Raw genomic sequence first — 14854 nt, 5'->3', positions numbered from 1 at the left:
GCGTGCCGCGGCGCCGATGACTGCCGCCGACCTGCTCCCAGCCGCACCATCGATCGGCTTCGACGGCCCGTCGCAGGAGGTGGCGCGCCGACTCATCGGCGTCACCTTGCTGGTCGATGGCGTCGGCGGGCGCATCGTCGAGACCGAGGCCTACGACAGCACCGAGCCGGCGGCCCACAGCTTCGGTGGCCCGCGGCCGCGCAACGTGGCGCTGTTCGGCCCCCCGGGCCACGCCTACGTCTACCGCTCCTATGGCATCCACTGGTGCCTGAATTTCGTCTGCCGCGAGTCAGGACACGGCGCCGGAGTGCTGATCCGCGCATTGGAGCCGACCCACGGCCTGGCGCGCATGCGCGAGCGGCGCGGCCTCGATGACTTGCGGCTGCTGTGTGCCGGCCCCGGGCGGGTCGGCCAGGCACTCGGTGTCGACGACAGTTTCAACGGCAAGGCGCTCGATGCGCCCCCTTTCGCGCTGCTCGCACGGCCCGGCGACCGGCCGCCGCTGGCGGTCGATGTCGGGCCGCGGATCGGCATCTCGAAGGCCATCGATCTGCCCTGGCGTTTCGGTGAGAAGGGTTCGCGCTACCTGAGCAAGCCGTTCCGTCCAGCGGGCTGATCAATAGTCGGTGTCGCCGTACCAGGGCTTGGACCCCGGCCTCGGGTCGAAGCCCTTGCCGCCCTTGTGGATCTCGGCGTGGTGCAGTTCCCATTCGGTCCGCACGACATCGACCACGACTTTCAATTTCAGCCCGGACTGGATCCTTCGGACAGTGAAGGTGTAGGCCGAGGGACGCGCGATGTTCTCCTTCGCCAGCGCGATCGCCTCGCTGTCGCTGGGGGGGGTTTCGGCCGTGATGTCGACCGGGCCGTTCTTGAATTCGTCCTTCGGCGTGAAGGTGAACACCGTGTCCTTGCCCACGCGGCGGCTGGAGCCGAAACTGAAGTCCTTCACGTTGAGCTGCTTCGCCTGCGACCGGAGCAGGTCCAGTTCCTTGCCCTTGGATGGAAAGGCGCCGTCGTAGGCGACTTCCTGGCTCTGGTCGGTGGTGCGCCGGAGCTTCTTTCGCATCGCGGCCCAATCGGTGACGAAGGCATATTCGGGCTTGGCCTTCATCCGCTTGAATGCGTCCTCGTCGGACAGCTTGCTCGCGCCGGGCTCCTCGTAGAAGGGATCGGCCAGCGATTCGGTGCCGCCGCCATAGCGTTGGCCATGGGTCGGCGCGATCACCCGCGCACTGCCGCCGAAGGCGGTGCGCACCTCGCCCAGCATCTCCTCGCTGCGCCCGAGGTTGCAGCCCCTGATCAGCACGTTGGTCCAGAAGCCCACCAGGTCCGGTTTGGGTTGGGTGATGCCGCCGCCCTGGTTGGCCTTCTTGAGCTCCGCATACTCCACCTTGCCCGGCGTCGGGTCCTTGGCGTCGAGAGAGAACTGCAGGGTGCCGTCGGGGTGCGCGTGCGAGACGATGATCAGGTTGGCCACCGGCTTGCCGCCGCTGTTGATGCGCTGGTTGATGCCGTCGAGGTCGCGCACGTCCTCCACCATCGTCGCGCCCGCATACTCGGCCTTGAAGAACTTCTTCGCTTCGGTGTAGAACTTGTTGTCGCTCTTCCTGGCGTCCTTGCCCATGATGAAGACATAGTCGATGGCACCGCGCGCCGTATCGACACGCCCGATCTGGGCCTCGATCTCCTTCGCCAGCGCCGGGGCGTCGCCCTTGGCGACCCGCTGCAGCGCATCGTCGCCGGCGACGATGGTTCCGGTGGTCCTGGGTCCGCTGCCCTTGAAGTCGAAGAAGACGCCCTTGCGGCCCTTGTCGTAGCGGCTGCCGCTCAGTTCGAAATGCATGTCGAGGCCGTAGGCGTTGATCAGCCGCCAGACGACTTCGTGCACGGCGAATGCCGGCTTGCCCGAGGCCAGGGCCCGCTTCGCCAGCGCCGCGAGAGTCGTCTCCTCCTTGGTGATCGCGGCGGCTTCGTCGGGATCGCGCGCCCTGCGCTGGAGACGGATCGGCGCGGCGGAGGCGCCGCGTTGCTGGACCACGTGGGCCAGTTCATGGGCCAGCAATCGACCCCCGTCGCCGGCGTCCTCCGCGCGCCGGCCGGCGCCGAACACGATGTTGCGGCCGACGGTGTAGGCATCCGCGGCGACCTCTCTCGCCGATTGCTCGGCCATGGACCCGGAGTGAATCCGCACGGCCGAGAAGTCGGCATCGAAGCGCCTTTCCATGTCGCGCCGCAGGGCGGTCTCCATGGGACTGCCGGCTTGCTGCAGAACCTGATGCACGCTGCCCGGCACCTCGCCCGGCGGCGGTCCGCCCGCATGGATGGGAACCTCGCCGAAGCTGAAGCCGGAGCGCGTGAATTCGCGCCTCGGTGCGGCTCGCTCGCTTTCCGCTACCGCGCCTCGAACCGGCCCGGATGACCTCGCGGCCACCGGATGCGGAGGTTCGAACAACAGGCTTGCACGATGCATGGCGCGGATGGTGCCCCGATCCACGTGGCCTCGCAAGTCGGGCGCGCGCGGCGCCCCCAACCTTCGGCGTATCCCCAAGCGGCACGCCCAGGGCTAATATGCCGGTCGCTTTCCTCGTCGCCCGCCACTTCGTTCCGGAAGGGGTCGATCCATGTACGCGCCGCAGGCCGCCAGGACACAGGTCCGAAAATCCGCCAGCCGCACAGCGTGGGCGGTGGCACCGCCGCTGCACGGGATCGTCCAGCGCAAGCTCACGATCGGGGCGGTCGACGATCCGCTCGAGCACGAAGCCGACCGCATTGCCGAGAAGGTCCTGCGTGCGCCCGACAACGAGCTGTCGTTCACGCCCGCGCCGCCGCGCATCAGCCGCGCCTGCGCCCGGTGCGAACGCGAGGAAGAGCAGGAGAAAGGGATGCTGCAGCGATCCCCCGAGCCGGGCGAGGCGGTCGCCGAATCGCTGTCCCAAGGCCTCGGCGCGACCGGCGGCGGCCGTGCCCTGCCCCCGGCCACTCGCCTCTTCATGGAACGCCGGTTCGGCGCCGACTTCTCCGCCGTGCGCATCCATGCGGATGCCTCGGACAACGAGCATGCGCGGCAGCTGAATGCCCAGGCCTTCACGATCGGCAACCACATCCACTTTCGCCACGGCAAGTTCGACCCCGACCACCACGCCGGACGTCTGCTGCTCGCGCACGAGCTGGTGCACACGCTGCAGCAGGGCCACGCCACGCCGCGCGTGCAGCGCAAGACCGAGGCCGAATGGAAAACCGAGGCGACGGCGTTCGAGACCCAGATCCTGGCCGCCCCCGAATTCAAGGCGCTGGACGGCGTGTCCAAGGGCAACGTCACCTGGATCATCGCGCAGGCCAGGACCAAGCCGCTCGGGGATGCCAAGGGCCAGCGTCTCTACTATCTCTTCAAGCTGTTGAAGGCGATCGCGACGCCCTTCGTCGGCACCTCGACGGGATCGGGCTACGGCTGCTCGCCGGACGTCGCCAAGCAGAACCGCGAGGTCGTCGACAAGGCCCTCAAGACCGAGGCGATATGGGGCGGCGCCTACAGCGACGTCGACGAGCTCTCGGTCGCCTCGGCCACCAACATGGTCGAGAGGACCGGCGAGCAGGGCAAGAAGTACAAGGTGGACCGCAGCGATCCCAAGAACATCCGCGTGAAGATCAAGGTCAAGCTCAACGGCGCCCCTGACGAGGTGTCCAAGATCAAGGGCCTCGAGGATGCGATCGAGCGCTCGATCTCGATGACGACCAAGGGCTACTACGTCGACATCGTGTTCGTCGACAAGTCGGGGCCGGACGTGTTCGAGTTCACCGTCAAGTTCTGCGAATGGCCCAACTCGGGCAACTGGGCATCGAGCCCGGTGACGCTCTCGCACGAGGTCCATCATGCGCTGGGACTCGACGACCGCTACGACTACATCGAGAGCCATTCGAGCCGGTCCAGCATGCGGCTCGAGATGCGCCTGAGCCTGTTCGTCCAGCAGATGAAGAAGACGGCCGGTCCCCGCGATGCCTACAGCAAGATGGCCTACAACAACAATCCGCTGCTGGCCGAAGACGTCTGTGCCGTGGCCTTCGCGGCCGGTGCCGATCGCAACAAGTGCATCGAGGCACGCAAGAGCCTCGACCCGGCCACCGTGCCGCCCTGAAGCGCGGGCCTTCGAGGGCATGGCGCTATGCCTATGGCCCACAGTCTATTGCGGTTCATGTTTCGCGCGGGTAATGTCGGCTCCCCTTCGGGCATCGATCCGTCGGCCTGGCGCGAGGCGCTGCCTCCAGGACCGCGCGTCGTGTCGATTTGCAACAAGGAGTGTCGACCATGCCTTCCGCACTGCTGTCCCCCGGCGTCTATATCGAGGAGGTGCCGAGCGGGGTGCGCACCATCACCGGCGTGGCGACTTCGGTCGCCGCTTTCATCGGCAGGACATCGCAGGGACCCGTGAGCGAGCCTGCGCTGATCACCAGCTTCGGCGACTTCGAGCGGCTGTTCGGCGGCGTGCAGATGGACTATCCACTGAGCTACGCGGTCCAGGACTTCTATTTGAACGGCGGCAGCCAGGCCATCATCGTGCGGCTGCAGTCGGGCGCCGTCGCCGCCTCGGCGGCGCTGGTCACGGGCGGCGCCAACGGCGAGGCGCTGGACCTCGTCGCGTCGAGTCCGGGCACCTGGGGCAACGCGCTCAAGGCGATCGTCGACGACGCCACGCGCGACCCGACCGACACCACGCTTTACAACCTCACGATCACCCAGGCCGGCGGTGCCACGGAGAAGTTCCTGAACGTCTCCTCCAGCGCAGCCAGCCCGCGCTTCGTGGCCCGCGTGCTCGACAGCAGTTCGCTGCTCGCGAAGGTGGCGCTGGACAACGCCGGCCATCCGATCGCGCCTGCCACGCGACCGCAGCCGGGCACCGTCGCACTGGCCGGCGGCGTCGACAGCGCGCATCTCGCGAACGCCGACTACCTGGGCTCCGCGAGCCTGAAGACGGGCATCTTCGCGCTCGACAAGGCCGACCTGTTCAACCTGATGTGCATCCCGCCCGACACCCGTGGCGGCGATACGGCCGCGGCGGTCTACCAGGCGGCGATGGCCTATTGCGCGACCCGCCGCGCGGTGCTGCTGGTCGATCCGCTGGCCGCCTGGGGGCAGGTCAAGGAAACCGCGGCGGCGAAGGCCTCCGACCCGTCGACCGGCGTCGCCAGCCTGGGACTGACCGGCGACGCGGCACGCAACGCGGCGATCTTCTTCCCGCGCGTGATCAAGTCCGATCCGCAGCTCAACGGACAGCCCGACGTCTTCGCGCCTTGCGGCGTGGTGGCCGGCATCATCGCGCGCACCGATGGCACGCGGGGGGTCTGGAAGGCACCCGCCGGACTGGACGCGGCGCTCAACGGCGTGCAGGGCCTGCAGGCCAACCTGAGCGACGGCGACAACGGCGTGCTGAATCCGCTCGGCATCAACTGCCTGCGTTCGTTCCCGGTCTCCGGCCGCGTGATCTGGGGTTCGCGCACGATGCGCGGCGCCGACCTGCTGGCCGACGACTACAAGTACCTGCCGGTGCGCCGGCTTGCGCTCTACATCGAGGAAAGCCTCTACCGCGGCACGCAGTGGGTGGTCTTCGAGCCCAACGACGAACCGCTGTGGTCGCAGATCCGGCTCAACGTCGGCGCCTTCATGCAGAACCTGTTCCGCCAGGGCGCCTTCCAGGGCCACACGCCATCGGCCGCGTACTTCGTCAAGTGCGACAGCGAGACGACGACGCAGAACGACATCAACCTCGGCATCGTCAACATCCTGGTCGGCTTCGCGCCGCTCAAGCCCGCCGAGTTCGTCGTCATCCGCCTGCAGCAACTGGCCGGCCAGATCGCCGCCTGAGGAGAAGACCATGGCCCAGTTCACCGTCAACACCTTTCGCGTCGACCCCTACAAGAACTTCAAGTTCAGGGTCAAGTGGGATGGCCGGTATGTCGCGGGCGTGAGCAAGGTCGGCATGCTCAAGAAGACGACCGAAGTGGTCAAGCACCGCGACGGCGGCGATCCCAGCACCTCGCACAAGTCGCCGGGGCGCACCGAGTTCGACGCCATCACGCTGGAGCGCGGCGTGACGCACGACCCCGAGTTCGAGAACTGGGCCGGCAAGGTCTGGAACTTCGGCGGCGGCCTCGGCGCGGAAGTCTCGCTCAAGGATTTCCGCAAGGACATCATCATCGAGGTCTACAACGAAGCGGGCCAGAAGGTGATTGCCTACAACGTGTACCGCTGCTGGGTGTCCGAGTTCCAGGCCTTGCCCGACCTCGATGCCAATGCGAATGCGATCGCCATCCAGCACCTGAAGCTCGAGAACGAAGGCTGGGCGCGCGACACTTCCGTCACCGAACCGACCGAGCCGACGATCAACGCCTGATCCTCGCCCTTCACCGCGCGTTTGCCATGGACACCCTGGCCGACTCCGACCTGCTCCACCTGTGGGAAACCATGCGGCGCCAGACGCTGCCGCGCCGTGCCGCCGCGCTGCTCGCGGTGGCGGCGCCGGACCTGGCGAGCGGCCGGTTGGCCGGGCTGAGCCTCGGCGAGCGGGAGCGCCGGCTGCTGGACCTGCACGCGCATTGCTTCGGCGCCCGCCTCGCCTGCGTCGCGGACTGCCCGCAGTGCGGCGAGGCCTTCGAGTTCGAACTCGACGCGCGTGCGCTTGCGGCAGGGTTGCCCGTGCCGGCCGAGGCCGCGCCGACGCGAACTGTCGAGTCCGGGGACTTGCGCGTCGAGATGAGACTGCCGACCGTGGCGGACAGCATCGCGCTCGCCGACGAAGACGATGTCCGGCATGCCTACAGCCGCTTGCTGGACCGCTGCCTGGCCTGCACGACGCGAACGGGCGAGGCCATGGCGCCGCAGGCGCTGCCGCCGGCGCTGCTGGAGGAAGCCGCCGCCTGGATGGAAGCCGCCGATCCGGCCGCGGAGCTGATGATCTCGATGACCTGCCCGGCGTGCGATGCGGTCCTCGGCGAGCCGATCGATCTCGCCGCCTTCTGCTGGGCCGAGGTCGAGGCCCGCGCGCCGCGCCTGCTCGCCGAAGTGGATGCGCTGGCCTCGCGCTACGGCTGGAGCGAGGCGGACATCCTGTCGATGAGCCGCGTCCGGCGCGACGCCTATCTCGCACTGGTGCTGTCGTGATGGGCTACCTCGATCGTCTCGCCGCGCGACTCGTCGAGCCCCGGCCCCTCATCAGGCCGCGTCCCTTGTCGCGTTTCGAGGCTGCGGATCCGCTGAACGCATCCATGGCGGAGCCCGGATCGGCCAGCGAGGACGAGGCCTTGCCTGCGCCGCCGGCGCGCGCGAGGCCGGCGCCTGTGGCGCAAGAGCGGGGAGAGGAGAGCCTTGCGTCGTCCATGCGGACGCCTCGTGCAGGTGTCGATGCGAGCCCGAAGGAACAGCGCCGGGCTTCGGTCATCCGCGAGATCTCCGACCCGCCATCGGTCCAGGATGCTTCGCGGGAAGTTCCGAAGCCTGCATCGCAGGGCGTTCGAACGACGCCACGCGAAGGACCTGCTCCGGCGTCGGCCGAACGGCCGGCGTCGGTCCATGCGGTCGCCACCGCAGTGCCCGCCATCCGCACCGCATCGCCGCGGCCGGACGCTGCGCCCATGCCCTTGCCTGCGCTGCCCGCCGCAGCCGAGCCGTCCCGCACGCCGGTCACCGACATGGCGAGCCGCATCGCGCCGTGGCGAGAACCGACCGACGCCGCCGCACGGCCTTCGATCGACACGCGCACAACGGCCGCGGCCTCCACCGCCGCAACAGCGCCGAAACGCCGCGAGCCGGCGGCCACAGCCACCGATCCGTCCGCCGTGGTGCAGGTGACGATCGGCCGGCTCGAGCTTCGATCTCCCGAAGCGTCGCCGCGCCGGCCTTCGGCGAAGCCGGCGCGCGCCGCGCCGCGGATGAGCCTGCAGGACTACCTGCAGCGCCGTGCCGGAGGACATGGGCGATGAGCAGTGCGCTCGCCATCGCCAGCGTGACGCGCGGGCTGCGCGCATTGGTCAACCAGGCGCTGCAGGCTCCCTTGCCCGCCAACCTGCCGGCCGACACCGTGCCCACCACCCAGGTCCAGGTGACGACGCTGCCGCTCGACAAGGTGCGCAGCTTCTCGGCCAACGGCAACCTGCTCAACCTGTACCTCTACAGCACGGTGCCCAACCCGGCGCTGAGCAACGGCCTGCCGCCGCGCGGCGGCCCCGCCGGCGGCGAGCCGCCGCTCGCGCTCAACCTGCACTACATGCTCACGGCCTTCGGGCAGGACGACAACGAGCTGATCGCGCAGCTGCTCCTCGGCCGCGCGATGCTGGCGTTGCACGACAACCCGCTGCTGATGCCGGCCGACCTCGCCGATGCCCTGGGCGCGGCCGACGTGCAGGGCCAGGTCGAGCGGGTGCGCATCACGCCGCATTCGCTCGGCTTCGAGGAGATGTCGAAGCTCTGGATGGCCTACCAGACGCAATACCGCCTGTCGGCGGCCTACGAGGCCTCCGTGGTCCTGATCGACAGCGCCCGGCCCGCGAAGATCGCGCCCCCGGTGCGCAGCGCGAGCATCGTCGTCGCGCCGCTGCGCACGCCCTCGATCGACCAGGTCACGCCGCAGGTCGCCGTGCCGGGCGCGACCATGACGCTGGTGGGCGCGAACCTGGGTGCCCCGGCGACGCAGGTGGTGGTGGCCGGCCTCCGGGTGGCGCCGTCGACCGTCGCCGATCGGACGCTGTCCTTCACCCTTCCTCCCGGTGTCCCGGCCGGCGTGAACACCGTGCGAGTGGTGCAGGAAGTGCCGCTGGGCGCGCCGCCGGTGGTGCATCCGGGCGTCGGCTTCGAGTCCAACGCCGCCGCCTTCATGCTCAGCCCGAGCATCGCCGCCGCATCGCCGATCAGCGTCGCGCGCGGCGCGGTGCTGCAGCTGCAGGTGGCGCCGCCAGTCGGCCGCACGCAGCGCGCCGTGCTGCTGCTCGACGACGAGCAGGTCGCGTCGGCGCCGCATGCGCCGGGCGACCCCGACACCAGCAGCACGGTCTCGTTTCCCATTCCCGCCAACTTCGTCGCCCGCAGCTACCTGGCCCGGGTGATGGTCGACGGCGCCTGCAGTGCCCTGGTGACGGATGAAGCGCCCGGGAGCCCGACCCTCCACCAGTACGTGGGCCCGACGGTGACACTCACATGAACGCCGGCGCCACACCCCTGCAGAGCAACGAGCTGGCGCTCGGGGCGGCGCTCGCGTGGCTGCGCGATCGGCTGCAGCGGCTGGCCGATCGCAGCGCGCCCGCGGCAGCCGTCGACTCGGACGAACTCGTGGCGGTGCCGACCCTGGCCGTGCTCGCGCAACGGCTGGGTCTGTCGACGTTCGAGCGCAAGGTGCTGCTGCTGTGCGCCGCGGCGGCGCTCGACACGCGCATCGGCGGGCTCTGCGCACAGGCGCTCGACGAACCCTCCCGGCCCTGGCCGAGCTTCGCGCTCGCGATGGTGCTCTTCGACGACCCCGCATGGGAGGCCCTGTCGCCCGACCGGCCGCTGCGCTACTGGCGCCTGGTCGAAGTGCACGCCAACGGCCCGACGCCGCTGACGATGAGCGCGCTGCGGGCCGACGACCGGATCGTCGACTACATCAAGGGCCTCAATCGCGCCGACGAGCGGATCGCGCCTTCGCTGCTGCCGATCGCCACCGACGACCTGCAGGCGCTGCCGCCCTCGCAGCAGTCGGCGGTGGATGCGCTGCTGGCCTTCGTGCACAGGTCCGCCGACGAAGGCAGCGCCCCGGCGCTGCAGCTGACCGGGATCGACGTCGCCAGCAAACAGCTGGTGGCTGCCCATGTCGCGGCCGGGCTGGGGCTGCGCCTCGAACGCGTCGGGCTGTCCGCGCTGCCGGCGCAAAGCGCCGATCTGGAGGCCTGGTGCCGGCTCTGGCGACGCGAATGCCTGCTGATGCCGCTGGCGCTCTACATCGATGCGCACGACGTGCCCGCCGGCGAGTCGTCCGACGCGAGCGCGGCCGTGCTGGGGCGGCTGCTCGACCGGCTGCACGCGCTGGCCTTCGTCGCCACGCGGGACGCCCATGCGCTCGGTGCCGGCGGCCGCGACGGGCTTCTGGTGACGGCGATCGAGAGGCCCAGCGCCACCGAGCAGACGCAGGCCTGGCTCGACCTGCTGGGCGAATCGCGCGAGGCGCTCGCGTCGCGGCTGGCGAGCCAGTTCAACTTCAACCTGCCGCAGATCGCGTCGATGGTGCGCAGCGCCGGGCGCGCGGCCGGCGACGACGGCGACAGCGGCGATGACGGCGTCGCCTCGGCGCTCTGGACGGCCTGCCGCCAATGCGCGCATTCGAAGATGGACATGCTCTCGCAGCGCATCCGGCCCAAGGCCGAATGGAGCGACATCGTGCTCCCCGCGGAGGCGCTGTCGCTGCTGCACCAGATCGTGGCCCAGGTCGCCCTGCGCCGCCGGGTCTACGGGGACTGGGGCTTCGAGCGAAAGATGAGCCGCGGCCTGGGGCTCAGCGCGCTGTTCCACGGCGAGAGCGGATGCGGCAAGACGATGGCGGCCGAAGTCATCGCCAACGCGCTCGCGCTCGACCTCTACCGCATCGACCTCTCGGCGGTGATCAGCAAGTACATCGGCGAGACCGAGAAGAACCTGCAGCGCATCTTCGATGCCGCGGAAGACGGCGGCGGCATCCTGTTCTTCGACGAGGCCGACGCGCTGTTCGGCAAGCGCAGCGAGGTGCGCGACAGCCACGACCGCTACGCAAACATCGAGACCAACTACCTGCTGCAGCGCATCGAGGCCTTCCGCGGCCTGGCGATCCTGGCGACCAACCTGAAGGGCTCGCTCGACGCGGCCTTCATGCGGCGGCTGCGCTTCGTCGTGCCATTCACCTACCCCGGTCCGCACGAGCGGGCGCTGATGTGGCAGCGCGCCTTTCCCGCCGACACGCCGGTCGAAGGGCTCGACCCGACGCAGCTCGCAAGACTCGACTGCACCGGCGGGAGCATCCACAGCATCGCGTTGAACGCCGCCTTCCTCGCCGCCCACCGCGGCGGCAGCGTGACCATGGCGCTGGTCCACGAGGCCGCGCGCAGCGAGCTCCTCAAGCTCGGACGGCCGATCCACGAAGCGGATTTCCGGCCCGCGGCCGTTCAGGGAGCACACGCATGAAGATCGAGTTGCACATCGACCGGCTGGTCGTCGACGCGGGCAGCGGTGCCGCCGTCGATCGCGAGCGGCTGGCGCAGGCGGTGTCGCAGGCGCTTGCGCAGCGCATCGACGCCGGGGCTCCACGCCAGCCGGCCGTTCGGCAGGAACCTGCCGCAGGGCAGCGCCTCGAACACCGCATCGCCGCGGCGCTGCACCAGGCGCTGCCGCCCGCGGCGCGCGGAGGCCGGCCATGAGCGGCTTCCCAGGCTCGCCTCGGCTCGTGAAGGGCGCGATCGTCGGCATCGATCCGTTCAACCCGCTCGCGAGCATCATCAGCTTCCAGTACAACCCCGACACCATGACGCGCCAGATCGAGGCGCAGACCACGCGCTCGGACGATGGCGACCGCGGCGAGGCACTGCGCCTGAAGGGCGCACCGGTCGAGACCATCTCGCTCGACGTCGAGATCGATGCCACCGACCAGCTCGAGCAGGCCAACCCGCTGGCGGTGAGCTCGGGCATCTATCCTCAGCTCTCGGCCCTCGAGATGCTGGTCTATCCGAAGAGCAGCCTGGTGATCGCCAACACGATCCTGCTGGCGGTCGGGACGATCGAGATCATTCCGCCGGCCGCCCCCTTCACCTTGTTCATCTGGGGGCCGCAGCGGGTGCTGCCGGTTCGCATCAGCACCTTCTCGATCACCGAGGAGGCCTACGACGTCAACCTCAATCCGACCCGCGCCAGGGTGCAGCTGGGCCTTCGCGTGCTGAGCTACAACGACCTGCCGATCACGCATCCGGGCTATGCGCTGTTCCTTGCGCACCAGGTGGCCAAGGAGACGATGGCCACGCTCAACACGGTCGGCAATGCGTCGGCGTCGGGTTCGCTGTCGTTCAGCGGCGGCGTCAGCACGGGGATGTAGACCATGGCCACGACCAGCCGCTATGCCAGCCTTCCGGTATTGACCCACACGGACCCCGGCGGGCGCGCCGTAAGCTACTTCGGGCGCCGCTTCCTGCCGGCGGGCAGCGCGATGCCGCTGGTGATGGGCGTCACGGTCACGCAGGGCGACCGGCTCGACCTGATCGCGGCGCGCACCTTCGGCGATCCGGAGCAGTACTGGCGCATCTGCGACGCCAACGATGCGCTCGATCCCTTCGAACTCACCGCGACGATCGGCCGCGTGCTGCGCATCGCATCGCCCCAGTTCTGAGCCATGGACTTCCTCGGCATCCACCTGACCCTGCTGATCGGCCCCTCGGTGCCGCTGCCGGCGCCCGTGGACATCATGGAGGCGCTCGAGGAGGTGGAGGTCCACACCGGCGACGATCGATCGGGCTTCCAGATCCGCTTCCAGGTCGGCCGCTCCGGGCCCGCCGACCTGCTCGACTACGCCCTGCTCGCCAGTCCGCTGCTGCAGACCTGGAACCGGGTCATCGTGATCGTGACCTTCAACGCGACGCCGCGGGTGCTGATGGATGGCTTCGTGACGCAGCGCGAGTTCTCCGCCAGCAACGAGCCCGGGCGCTCTTTCATCACGCTGACCGGCGACGACGTGAGCGTCAAGCTCGACCTCGAGGAGAAGAGCGCCGAGCATGTCGGCCTCGACGACGGGCTGGTCGCGCTGAAGCTCATCGGCAGCTATGCCGAGTACGGCCTGGTTCCGAACCTGATCCCGCCGCCGGTGATCGATCCGCCGCTGCCGATCGACCGCGTGCCGGTGCAGCTGCGCACCGACCTCGAGCACCTGCGCTTCCTGGCGCTGCGCCACGGCTATGTGTTCTACATCGTGCCCGGCCCGGTGCCGATGACCAACACCGCCTACTGGGGGCCGCCGGTTCGCGCCGGCCTGCCGCAGAGCGCGATCACGGTGAACATGGGGCCGAACACCAACGTCCGCGATTTCAGCGTCCACAGCAACGGCCTCGGGCCGACCCAGGTGAGCGGCAAGGTGCAGGACCGCCTGACCAACCAGGCGCTGCCGGTGCGGCTGTTCGCGAGCCTTCGGCCGCCGCTGGCTGCGCTGCCCGCCTGGCTGGTGAACCAGCCGAACGTGCGCACCACCCGGTTCCGCGAGTCGGGCGTCGATGCGATGCAGGCCTACGGACGCGCGCAGGCACTCATCGAGGACTCGATGGACCTGGTGGTCGCCAACGGCGAGCTCGATGCCCTGCGCTACGGCGACATCCTGCAGCCGCGCGGCGTGGTGGGCGTGCGCGGGGCAGGCTACCTGCACGACGGGCTCTGGTACGTGAAGAACGTGAGGCACCGCATCCGCAAGGAAAACTATTCGCAGTCGTTCACGCTGGCGCGCGAGGGCTGGGGATCGACTGTCCCGGTGGTACGAACATGACTCCGTTCTACGGCAAGTACCGCGGCAAGGTCGAGAACAACGTCGATCCGATGATGCTCGGGCGGGTGCAGGTCAGCGTCGCCGCGGTGCTCGGCGACGGCACGCTGTCGTGGGCCCTGCCCTGCGCACCCTACGGCGGCTCGGGCGTGGGCTTCTTCGCCGTGCCGCCGGTCGGCGCCAACATCTGGGTCGAGTTCGAGGGCGGCAATCCCGAGCAGCCGATCTGGAGCGGCTGCTTCTGGGGCGCGGGCGAGGTGCCGGCGATGCCGGCCGTGGCCGAGATGAAGGTGTTCAAGACCGATTGCATCAGTCTCCAGATGAGCGACCTGCCCGGCGTGGGCGGCTTCATCCTGGAGGTCAGTCCGCCGGCGGTCGCGGTGCCGCTCAAGCTCACGCTCGATTCGGACGGCATCAAGCTCGCCATGGCCGCGTTCAGCATCGCGATCGGCGCCACCGGCGTGTCCATCAACGACGGTGCGCTGGAGGTGATCTGATGCCCGGCTTCCTGCTCGACCAGACCTCGGTGGTGACCTGCATGCACGCGGGGCAGGCGAAGGCGACCGCGCCCTTCCCGCGCGTCACGCTGAACAAGCAGGCGGTGGTGACGCAAGCGGCGGCCTACATGGTCTCGGCCTGCCCCTTCAATGTCTCGGGCGCGCCGAGCCCCTGCGTGAGCGCGGCCTGGACGACGGTGGCGACCCGCGTCAGGGCCGGCGGCGCACCGGTGCTGCTGGTCGACAGCCAGGCCCAGTGCGTGCCCAACGGCACCGGCGTGCTGGTCGCGCCTTCGCAAGTCCGCGCGAGGGGAACGTGATGCAGCTAGCCTATCCCTACGGATTCGACGCCCAGGGCCGCACGGCACAAGCCGCCGGCGACGACCATATCCGTGACCTGATCGAGCAGGTGCTGTTCACGGCGCCGGGCGAGCGCGTGAACCGGCCGACCTTCGGCACCGGGCTGGCGCAGCTTCTCTTCTCACCGACCAGCCCCGAACTGGCGACCGCCACGCAGTTCCTGGTACAGGGTGCGCTGCAGCAGTGGCTCGGAGACCTGATCAAGTTCACCGGCGTGCAGGTGGAGAGCGTGGAGAGCACGGTGACGGTGACTGTGCAGTACGTGGTGCTTGCGACGCAGCAGCGTATGTCTGCCGAGTTCACTCGGGGGGGTGGATAGCATGAAGGCCGGCTCTTCTGTTGTGGGAACGAGGGGGCGGGCTCACGCCGACGGTGTGCTCTGCTCCGCGAATGTCCCCCGGCCTGCGGCCTCCTCCTTTATTTCGCTGCGCAGAGCACACCATCGGCGTGAGCCATCAAGTCGGTGGTTCATCCTCGGCAAGGGCGACACAA

General features: G+C 69.3%; 16 protein-coding genes. 15 read left to right on the top strand and 1 reads right to left on the bottom strand.

What is annotated here, in order from left to right; translation table 11 throughout:
• The first annotated feature begins 16 nt into the window (after window positions 1-16).
• Window positions 17-616: a DNA-3-methyladenine glycosylase gene (locus tag QTI17_RS32540; RefSeq protein WP_286538095.1), complete on the top strand. Its 600-nt coding sequence runs from the start codon at window positions 17-19 to the stop codon at window positions 614-616.
• On the opposite strand, the gene QTI17_RS32535 is transcribed toward QTI17_RS32540, so the two are convergent.
• Window positions 617-2251 carry an eCIS core domain-containing protein gene (locus QTI17_RS32535; protein ID WP_286538093.1) on the bottom strand — a complete coding sequence of 545 codons (1635 nt, stop codon included), beginning with the start codon at window positions 2249-2251 and terminating at the stop codon, window positions 617-619.
• Window positions 2252-2624: 373 nt separating this feature from the next.
• On the opposite strand from QTI17_RS32535, the gene QTI17_RS32530 reads away from it, so the two are divergent.
• From QTI17_RS32530 to QTI17_RS32465, 14 genes are all read left to right on the top strand, one after another.
• Entirely contained in the window at window positions 2625-4136 is a 1512-nt protein-coding gene (locus QTI17_RS32530; RefSeq protein ID WP_286538092.1) for an eCIS core domain-containing protein, read from the top strand.
• Between the two features lie 170 nt (window positions 4137-4306).
• A complete protein-coding gene (locus tag QTI17_RS32525; RefSeq protein WP_286538091.1) occupies window positions 4307-5860 on the top strand; it encodes a DUF2586 family protein in 1554 nt (517 codons plus the stop codon).
• Between the two features lie 10 nt (window positions 5861-5870).
• The gene (locus QTI17_RS32520; RefSeq protein WP_286538090.1) at window positions 5871-6389 is read left to right on the top strand and encodes a phage tail protein; all 519 of its coding nucleotides are present in this window, start codon (window positions 5871-5873) and stop codon (window positions 6387-6389) included.
• 26 nt (window positions 6390-6415) lie between these two features.
• A complete protein-coding gene (locus tag QTI17_RS32515; RefSeq protein WP_286538089.1) occupies window positions 6416-7156 on the top strand; it encodes a T4 family baseplate hub assembly chaperone in 741 nt (246 codons plus the stop codon).
• Window positions 7156-7974 carry a hypothetical protein gene (locus QTI17_RS32510; RefSeq protein WP_286538088.1) on the top strand — a complete coding sequence of 273 codons (819 nt, stop codon included), beginning with the start codon at window positions 7156-7158 and terminating at the stop codon, window positions 7972-7974. The genes QTI17_RS32515 and QTI17_RS32510 overlap by 1 nt, the downstream gene beginning before the upstream one ends.
• On the top strand, window positions 7971-9188 hold the full coding sequence (locus tag QTI17_RS32505; protein WP_286538087.1) for a Pvc16 family protein: 1218 nt from the start codon (window positions 7971-7973) through the stop codon (window positions 9186-9188). Before QTI17_RS32510 ends, QTI17_RS32505 begins: the two co-directional genes overlap by 4 nt.
• Window positions 9185-11176 (top strand): ATP-binding protein, encoded by a 1992-nt coding sequence (locus QTI17_RS32500; RefSeq protein ID WP_286538086.1) that lies wholly within the window; start codon window positions 9185-9187, stop codon window positions 11174-11176. The genes QTI17_RS32505 and QTI17_RS32500 overlap by 4 nt, the downstream gene beginning before the upstream one ends.
• Window positions 11173-11409, top strand: a complete 237-nt coding sequence (locus tag QTI17_RS32495; protein WP_286538085.1) for a hypothetical protein — start codon at window positions 11173-11175, stop codon at window positions 11407-11409. Before QTI17_RS32500 ends, QTI17_RS32495 begins: the two co-directional genes overlap by 4 nt.
• A complete protein-coding gene (locus QTI17_RS32490; protein WP_286538084.1) occupies window positions 11406-12077 on the top strand; it encodes a hypothetical protein in 672 nt (223 codons plus the stop codon). The genes QTI17_RS32495 and QTI17_RS32490 overlap by 4 nt, the downstream gene beginning before the upstream one ends.
• Window positions 12078-12080: 3 nt before the next feature.
• Window positions 12081-12368, top strand: coding sequence for a LysM peptidoglycan-binding domain-containing protein (locus QTI17_RS32485; RefSeq protein ID WP_286538082.1), 288 nt, complete (start codon window positions 12081-12083; stop codon window positions 12366-12368).
• Between the two features lie 3 nt (window positions 12369-12371).
• Entirely contained in the window at window positions 12372-13508 is a 1137-nt protein-coding gene (locus QTI17_RS32480; protein WP_286538081.1) for a hypothetical protein, read from the top strand.
• Complete coding sequence (locus QTI17_RS32475) at window positions 13505-14002, top strand: phage baseplate assembly protein V (RefSeq protein WP_286527253.1); 498 nt, start codon at window positions 13505-13507, stop codon at window positions 14000-14002. The genes QTI17_RS32480 and QTI17_RS32475 overlap by 4 nt, the downstream gene beginning before the upstream one ends.
• On the top strand, window positions 14002-14322 hold the full coding sequence (locus QTI17_RS32470) for a hypothetical protein (RefSeq protein WP_286538080.1): 321 nt from the start codon (window positions 14002-14004) through the stop codon (window positions 14320-14322). The genes QTI17_RS32475 and QTI17_RS32470 overlap by 1 nt, the downstream gene beginning before the upstream one ends.
• On the top strand, window positions 14322-14681 hold the full coding sequence (locus tag QTI17_RS32465) for a GPW/gp25 family protein (RefSeq protein WP_286538078.1): 360 nt from the start codon (window positions 14322-14324) through the stop codon (window positions 14679-14681). Before QTI17_RS32470 ends, QTI17_RS32465 begins: the two co-directional genes overlap by 1 nt.
• Window positions 14682-14854: the final 173 nt, after the last annotated feature.

Origin of the sequence: Variovorax sp. J31P179, from assembly GCF_030316985.1 — a bacterium.
Classification (GTDB): Bacteria; Pseudomonadota; Gammaproteobacteria; order Burkholderiales; family Burkholderiaceae_C; genus Variovorax; species Variovorax ginsengisoli_B.
Note: the sequence above shows the minus strand (reverse complement) of the source record. Positions and strands in the feature narration are given on the sequence as shown.

Bases quoted from the DNA above. Each gene is read 5' to 3' on its own strand.
- QTI17_RS32540 (WP_286538095.1), top strand. From the start codon at position 17: ATGACTGCCGCCGACCTGCTCCCAGCCGCACCATCGATCGGCTTCGAC.
- QTI17_RS32535 (WP_286538093.1), bottom strand. From the start codon at position 2,251: ATGGAGACCGCCCTGCGGCGCGACATGGAAAGGCGCTTCGATGCCGAC.
- QTI17_RS32530 (WP_286538092.1), top strand. From the start codon at position 2,625: ATGTACGCGCCGCAGGCCGCCAGGACACAGGTCCGAAAATCCGCCAGC.
- QTI17_RS32525 (WP_286538091.1), top strand. From the start codon at position 4,307: ATGCCTTCCGCACTGCTGTCCCCCGGCGTCTATATCGAGGAGGTGCCG.
- QTI17_RS32520 (WP_286538090.1), top strand. From the start codon at position 5,871: ATGGCCCAGTTCACCGTCAACACCTTTCGCGTCGACCCCTACAAGAAC.
- QTI17_RS32515 (WP_286538089.1), top strand. From the start codon at position 6,416: ATGGACACCCTGGCCGACTCCGACCTGCTCCACCTGTGGGAAACCATG.
- QTI17_RS32510 (WP_286538088.1), top strand. From the start codon at position 7,156: ATGGGCTACCTCGATCGTCTCGCCGCGCGACTCGTCGAGCCCCGGCCC.
- QTI17_RS32505 (WP_286538087.1), top strand. From the start codon at position 7,971: ATGAGCAGTGCGCTCGCCATCGCCAGCGTGACGCGCGGGCTGCGCGCA.
- QTI17_RS32500 (WP_286538086.1), top strand. From the start codon at position 9,185: ATGAACGCCGGCGCCACACCCCTGCAGAGCAACGAGCTGGCGCTCGGG.
- QTI17_RS32495 (WP_286538085.1), top strand. From the start codon at position 11,173: ATGAAGATCGAGTTGCACATCGACCGGCTGGTCGTCGACGCGGGCAGC.
- QTI17_RS32490 (WP_286538084.1), top strand. From the start codon at position 11,406: ATGAGCGGCTTCCCAGGCTCGCCTCGGCTCGTGAAGGGCGCGATCGTC.
- QTI17_RS32485 (WP_286538082.1), top strand. From the start codon at position 12,081: ATGGCCACGACCAGCCGCTATGCCAGCCTTCCGGTATTGACCCACACG.
- QTI17_RS32480 (WP_286538081.1), top strand. From the start codon at position 12,372: ATGGACTTCCTCGGCATCCACCTGACCCTGCTGATCGGCCCCTCGGTG.
- QTI17_RS32475 (WP_286527253.1), top strand. From the start codon at position 13,505: ATGACTCCGTTCTACGGCAAGTACCGCGGCAAGGTCGAGAACAACGTC.
- QTI17_RS32470 (WP_286538080.1), top strand. From the start codon at position 14,002: ATGCCCGGCTTCCTGCTCGACCAGACCTCGGTGGTGACCTGCATGCAC.
- QTI17_RS32465 (WP_286538078.1), top strand. From the start codon at position 14,322: ATGCAGCTAGCCTATCCCTACGGATTCGACGCCCAGGGCCGCACGGCA.